The following is a 6,253-nucleotide window of genomic DNA, read 5'->3' on the forward strand; positions in this document are numbered from 1 at the left end:
CCGGGGGTACGGTACGCACTGCACCGCCGAAGTAATGCAGGTACGCCCCCTCCAGCAGCAGCACCAGGCCGATCGACAAGATGAAGGAACCGCTCAGGTCACGCTGGAAAAAACGGAAGCCGAACTGGTAGGTCAGCATGCCCAGCGCGACCGAGACCGCCACCGAGATGGCCGCCGCCAGCAAGTACGCCAGCAACAGCGGCACATCCTGATGGGCGAACCACGGCACCAGTACAGACACGAGTAACGCGGACAGCGTGAAAAACTGGCCGTGCGCGAAGTTCACGATCTTCATGACGCCGAATATCAGCGTCAGGCCGAGCGAGAACAGGATGTAAATCGAGCCTATCTGTAGTGCGGTGATAAGCAATTGCAAAGCGGTCTGCATGGTGGTCTCCGTCTGATGCGCTGGTGCCGTGTCGTCATTGCCGGTACGGCGTTATTTTCTTTGCTTCATCTCTTCCGAGGCGATACGACGGACTTCGGTCAGCTTGCCGTTCTTGATTTGCGTGACGATCACGGGGATAAGGATCTGCTGCGGCGTGCCGTATACATCCTTGCCGCCGAAGCCGCTGCTGACGCCGTAGAAGGATTCGAACTTCACCGTCGGCAAGGCTGCCGCGACCAGCTTCGGATCGACGCTTTGCGACGCTTCCATCGCCGCCTTGAGGGCCATCACCGAATCGTAGAAGGAGATCTGGACCGAATTGAGCGATTCGCCGATGGCCGCCTTCGCCGCATCGTTGAGTTTCTTTTGCTTCGGCGTGGTCAGCGCGCTGTCGAACACCATCGCGGCGCCCATGTAAGTGCCGTCGACCGCAGTGCCGCCGGTGGCGATGATGCCTTCGGCGCCGGTGCCCACCTGGACTGCCTGCACACCCTTCCAACCCAGCACTTTCAGTTCCTTGAACACGACGCCGCTATCGGCCGGCGGTGTACTTGCCAAGTCGATGACGTCGGCCTTGGCGGCCGCCATCTTGGATGCAATCGGCTGGAATTCGGTGGTGCCGCGGTCATACCAGTCGCTGGAGATCACCTGCACGCCGGCGGCGGTCCAGGCCTTGCGCGCCAGCGCTTCGGTCTCTTGCCCGGTGGCGTCGTTCGGATTGAGCAAGGATACGGTCTTGATGGAAGGGTTGGTTTCCTTGACGAAGCGCGTCAGCGGAAATGAAATCTCATTGACCGTGTTCATGATGGTGAACGTCAGCGGGAACTTCGGTCCCTTGATGCTGCTGCCCCAGGCAGTGGTGAAATGCAGCGCGCCCTCGCGCTCGGACAGCGATTGCAGCGCCTTGACCGGCGCCGTTCCGAGACTGCCGCCGATGAACCGGATGCCGTCGCGATTGAGCAGCGTCTGCGCCACCTTTGTTCCTTCAGCCGCGTTGTACTTGTTGTCGTAGGCCACGCACTTGTAGTTGTAGACCTTGCCGCCGACCTTGACGCCGCCGGCATCGGCCACTTCCTTCGCCGCTGCATTGCACAACCATTCGCTGCCCTTGCCCCAGTTGGCGGCGGCCCCCGACAACGGAATCGACAGACCCAACTTGATGATTTCATCGGCATGCGCTGCGCTCACGCCGCATGTCAGCAACGCGGCGACGGTAGAACCCGCCAGGACTTTTGCAATACTGTCTTTCGTGAACATACTAGTCTCCATTTTTTGCGTTATCGGCATGAGCGATTCCGGATTTTCAGAATCAGTCGCAATCGCTTTTGTTTGCTTCTCTCTGCTTTTTCTTGTCCGACACATTGCTGTGTCTGTGCGCATTAAACGCTCACGAAAAGTCAAAATCAACGCACGGCGGCATCACCTTCCGTATATTGGAATTCCGCGTTGCCTGGACCTCGGGAAAGCGGACGTACGGACGCCATCCGGCCTGTCTACGCCATTGCGCAGACAGGTGAAAATTGTTTTCGTGGTGAAAGTATCCGGAAGGACCCGGGAGAAAATCCGGAGGCCGGATCAGATCAGCATGCTGTCGATATCAGCGGTCGCCGCGGCAAGTCGCACCGCCGTCTGCACCAGCCGCGGCACCAGGACATTGTGGATATGCTCGTCGGACGGCGCAGGTAGAATCCCTCCGCAATTAAGCGCCATCGGTATCGCCGGATTGCCCAGGTAAACCGGAACGCTGATGCCGAACGAGTCGCGCTGGAACTCGCCCATCGCTACGCAATAACCGAATTTTTCCAGATGATCGAAAGCCTGCTCGATACGCAGCATGGAATTTGCTGCCTGCTTGTCATCGCCGCGCCGCCGGATGTCGGACAATAACCGCTCTCGCTCTTGCGGCCGTTGCGCCCACAGGTAGGTACGGCCGATCGAAGTGAGTTCCATCGGCATGCGCATGCCCACACCCATGCGCAAGGTGGCAATGCGCGGGCTCTTGCAATATTCGATGTACAGCGTGTCCATGCCGTCACCCGTCGCCAGCGCCACCGACATGTCATGCTCGTCCGCATACTCTTGCATGATGGGGCGCGCATACAGCTTGACCGGATTGTTCGCGCGATAGTTGTGACCCAGCACCAGTCCCTGCATGCCGATCTGGTAGCGCAAGCCGTCGGAAGCACGATCCAGATAGCCCAGTGCCACCAGCGTTGCCGTGATGCGCGACACCGATGCCTTCGAAAAACCGGTGCGCCGCACCAACTCGGCATTGGTGACCGGTCCGGGATAGCCGCCGAAGGCCTTGAGTACGGTCAGGGCCCGCTCCAGCGTATGCGTGCCGCCGGCTTTCTCGGCTTTTTCCGTCGATGCATCCGACGCATCCTCAGTCTCAGTTGCTGCCGCCAAAGACAATTCGTTCGAATGGATATCCATATCGCTTCCGCCCGTCAACCGAGAGTCAGGCCGGCATGATCCTGCAGCCTCGTTACGAGTTCGACCAGCCTGGGGCCGATCTCTTCCCGGAGTTTTTCACGCGTGATGAGCCTGGCCGGCCCCGCACAGCCGATCGCCATGGGCGGCCGGTCAGGAATGTTCAGGGGGGCGGCGGCGACTGTAATTTCGCTGCCGAGCTCGCAGATCGACACGCAGTATCCCTTCTGGCTAACCTGTGCCACGGCATCGGCCACGCGCGAACGCAGGTTGACGCGGTATTCCTGTTGGTAACGCAGACGGATGTGATCCAGCAGATAGTTCCGTTCGGCCAGCGGCAGACCGCTCAGCAGCGCCAGACCGAAAGGATTTGCCGCAATCGGGAAGCGCGCGCCGACGTTGACGCCGAGCGTCGCCAGCGAACTCGTGCTGTGGCAATTTTCCAGCAGCGACACGTCCAGGCCGTCGCGTCCGACCAGTGACACGAACACGCCGCAATCATCCGCCAGCTTCTGCATGTGTGACCGGGCAAGGGCTGCGGTGTGGGAATTGTCCATGGTGACATAGCCCAATCCCAACACCGCCGCGGCGAGGCCATACTTGCGCAGTCGCGTGGAATGATTGAGAAAACCCTGGTCGGTCAGCGTCTGCGTCAACCGCGTGACCGTTGCCTTTGGGATCCCCGTCTTGGCGGAAATTTCCTGGTTGCCCAGCCATTGGTCGGCGGGGCCGAAAACGGACAGAATCGCCAGCCCACGCTCGATCGGCGCAATGATGTCGTTCGCATTGATCGGCACATCCCTGGGCGAGCCGTTTCCGGGAGCGCGCAGCACCACCTTGACGTCGGCCCACTGCCCATTCCCGGTTCCCTGAAGGCGATTGCTCTTTGGCATTTGTTTTTTCTGGACAACCGCCTGGTCCGTACAACGATTTGCGTATCTGACACTATGCTTCATTGTAAGTAACATGACTTGCTCTCGACAAAGATCAATCGGGCTATCAGTACCAGTGCGAAGCCTGTCTCCTGAACTTCGCCGGTGCCATGGACAATGCGCCCAACGCGCAGCACGGGCAACGGAAAGAAAAAAAGTGTTCCGTACTTCGGTTTTGACGAATGAGCAGTATAACCACAGAAGTTCGTCTGCCTGTCGGACTCCCTCAGCCGATGGCCCGGTTCGAGGTGATCCCGCCGTCAATGGTGATGATGTTGCCGGAGGTATAGCCGGAACGCTCGGAGGCGAGGAAAACGAACATGTCCGCGATCTCGCGCACGTGCGCCGCGCGACCGAGTGGATAGCCCTTCAACAGTTCCTCATAGCGGTTTTCGTCGCCCAGCCGGCTGCCGGCGCGCTTCTTGAGAACGCGACGGATGCGGTCGGTGTCGACCGGCCCCGGATTGACTCCGACTACCCGGATGCCATCCTCCAGGCTCTTGCCGCCCATGGCCCTGGTAAACGCCATTAACGCCGCATTGCCGGTAGTGCCGGCGATGTAGTTGAAATCGAAGTTCTCGCCGCCGTTGCCGATGTTGTTGAGGATGACGCCGGACTTGCGCGTCTTCATCCGGCCATACAGGGCGCGCGTCAGGTTGATATAGCCGAAGACTTTCAGTTCCCAACTCCCCCGCCATCTGGCGTCATCGATTTCCCACAGGTCGCCGCCCTCGATGGCCCCGGCATTATTGACCAGCACATCAGCGTCGCCGGCGAAATCGCAGAGGCATTCAATCGCGCCCGGCGCCGTCATGTCGGCTGCCAACACATGCGCCGCAACATCGTATTGCGAACGCAGCGCCGCAGCGATTCCTTGCAGCTTCTCTTCCGATCGGGCCGTCAGGTAGACGGCGCAACCCTCCTGCGCAAAGGCATGGGCCAGGCCTTCGCCGATACCCTGGGATGCTCCCGTGATCAGAATCTTCTTGTTCGTTAATGCGAGGTCCATACTGTCTCCTTGCTTGCGTGAATTGTTTCTTTACGTGCTTACATGTTCGAATAATTCGGCCCGCCACCGCCCTCCGGCGTCACCCACACGATGTTCTGGGTCGGGTCCTTGATGTCGCAGGTCTTGCAGTGCACGCAGTTCTGCGCGTTGATCTGCAGGCGATCAGTATTGTCGTCATTCTTCACGAACTCATACACGCCGGCCGGGCAGTAGCGTGCTTCCGGACCGGCGTACTTCGCCAGGTTGACGCCGACCGGCACGGAAGCATCTTTCAGCGTCAGATGGATCGGTTGGTCTTCCGCGTGGTTGGTGTTGGAGATGAACACCGACGACAGCCGGTCGAAGGTCAGCTTGCCGTCCGGCTTCGGATACGCGATCGGCGTGAAGTCGGACGCCGGCTTCAGGCATTCGTGGTCGGCGTGCGAATGATGCAGCGTCCACGGCGCCTTGCCGCCGAACAGCACCTGGTCGATGCCGACCAGCAGTGTGCCGGTGTATAAACCCTTGCTCATCGACGGCTTGAAATTGCGCGCCTTGTACAGTTCTTCGTGCAGCCACGACTTCTCGAACGCGGCGCTGTAGGCCGTCAGCTCGTCGAACTGGCGACCGTCGTTCAAGGCCGCGAACACGGCCTCGGCGGCCAGCATGCCGGTCTTGATGGCGGCATGGCTGCCCTTGATGCGCGACGCATTCAGGAAGCCGGCGTCGCAGCCGATCAGTGCGCCGCCCGGGAAGGTCAGCTTCGGCAGCGATTGCAAGCCGCCGGCCGTGATCGCACGCGCGCCGTAGGCAAGACGCTTGCCGCCTTCGAAGAACTTGCGGATTTCCGGATGCGTTTTATAGTGCTGGAATTCTTCGTAGGGAGACAGGTAAGGATTCTCGTAGGCCAGGCCGACGACATAGCCGACCGCGACCTGGTTGTTCTCCAGGTGGTACAGGAAAGAGCCGCCGTAAGTGCCGCTGTCGAGCGGCCAGCCGGCGGTGTGCACCACCAGGCCCGGCTTGTGCAGCTTGGGATCGATTTCCCAGATTTCCTTGATGCCGATGGCGTAGGTCTGCGGATCCTTGCCGGCGTCCAGTTTGTATTTGCTGATCAGTTGCTTGCCCAGATGGCCGCGCGCGCCTTCGGCAAAGAAGGTGTACTTCGCATGCAGTTCCATACCGAGTTGGAACGCAGCGGTCGGCTCGCCGTGGCGGTCCACGCCCATGTTGCCGGTAGCCACGCCCTTGACCGAGCCGTCGTCGTTGTAGAGCACTTCAGCAGCGGCGAAGCCGGGGAAGATTTCCACGCCCAGCGCTTCAGCCTGCTGACCGAGCCAGCGCGTCACATTGGCCAGCGAGATGACGTAGTTGCCATGGTTTTGAAAACAGGCTGGCAGCATCCACGACGGCGTCTTGTATGCCTTGCTGGCGGAGAGGAAAAGGAAGCGGTCTTCGGTGACTTCGGTGTTCAGCGGCGCGCCGAGTTCTTTCCAGTTGGGAAACAGTTCG

6 protein-coding genes are annotated in these 6,253 nt (G+C 60.1%); all 6 read right to left on the reverse strand.

Translation table 11 applies throughout. The annotated features are described in order from the left end of the window. Positions 1–388: ABC transporter permease subunit (locus HLUSI_RS0111150; RefSeq protein WP_016834064.1), on the reverse strand; the 388-nt coding region annotated here is incomplete at its 3' end. A 51-nt stretch (positions 389–439) separates the two neighbouring features. Next, positions 440–1,645, reverse strand: a complete 1,206-nt coding sequence (locus HLUSI_RS0111155) for an ABC transporter substrate-binding protein (protein ID WP_016834065.1) — start codon at positions 1,643–1,645, stop codon at positions 440–442. A gap of 318 nt (positions 1,646–1,963) precedes the next feature. Further along, complete coding sequence (locus HLUSI_RS0111160) at positions 1,964–2,824, reverse strand: IclR family transcriptional regulator (protein ID WP_016834066.1); 861 nt, start codon at positions 2,822–2,824, stop codon at positions 1,964–1,966. A 14-nt stretch (positions 2,825–2,838) separates the two neighbouring features. Then, positions 2,839–3,714 (reverse strand): IclR family transcriptional regulator, encoded by an 876-nt coding sequence (locus tag HLUSI_RS28120; protein ID WP_162098065.1) that lies wholly within the window; start codon positions 3,712–3,714, stop codon positions 2,839–2,841. A 265-nt stretch (positions 3,715–3,979) separates the two neighbouring features. Continuing rightward, positions 3,980–4,762 carry an SDR family oxidoreductase gene (locus tag HLUSI_RS0111170; protein WP_016834068.1) on the reverse strand — a complete coding sequence of 261 codons (783 nt, stop codon included), beginning with the start codon at positions 4,760–4,762 and terminating at the stop codon, positions 3,980–3,982. 38 nt (positions 4,763–4,800) lie between these two features. Further along, a partial coding sequence (locus HLUSI_RS0111175) for an electron transfer flavoprotein-ubiquinone oxidoreductase (protein WP_016834069.1) occupies positions 4,801–6,253 on the reverse strand: 1,453 nt, incomplete at its 5' end.

Origin of the sequence: Herbaspirillum lusitanum P6-12 (assembly GCF_000256565.1) — a bacterium.
Lineage (GTDB): Bacteria > Pseudomonadota > Gammaproteobacteria > Burkholderiales > Burkholderiaceae_D > Herbaspirillum > Herbaspirillum lusitanum.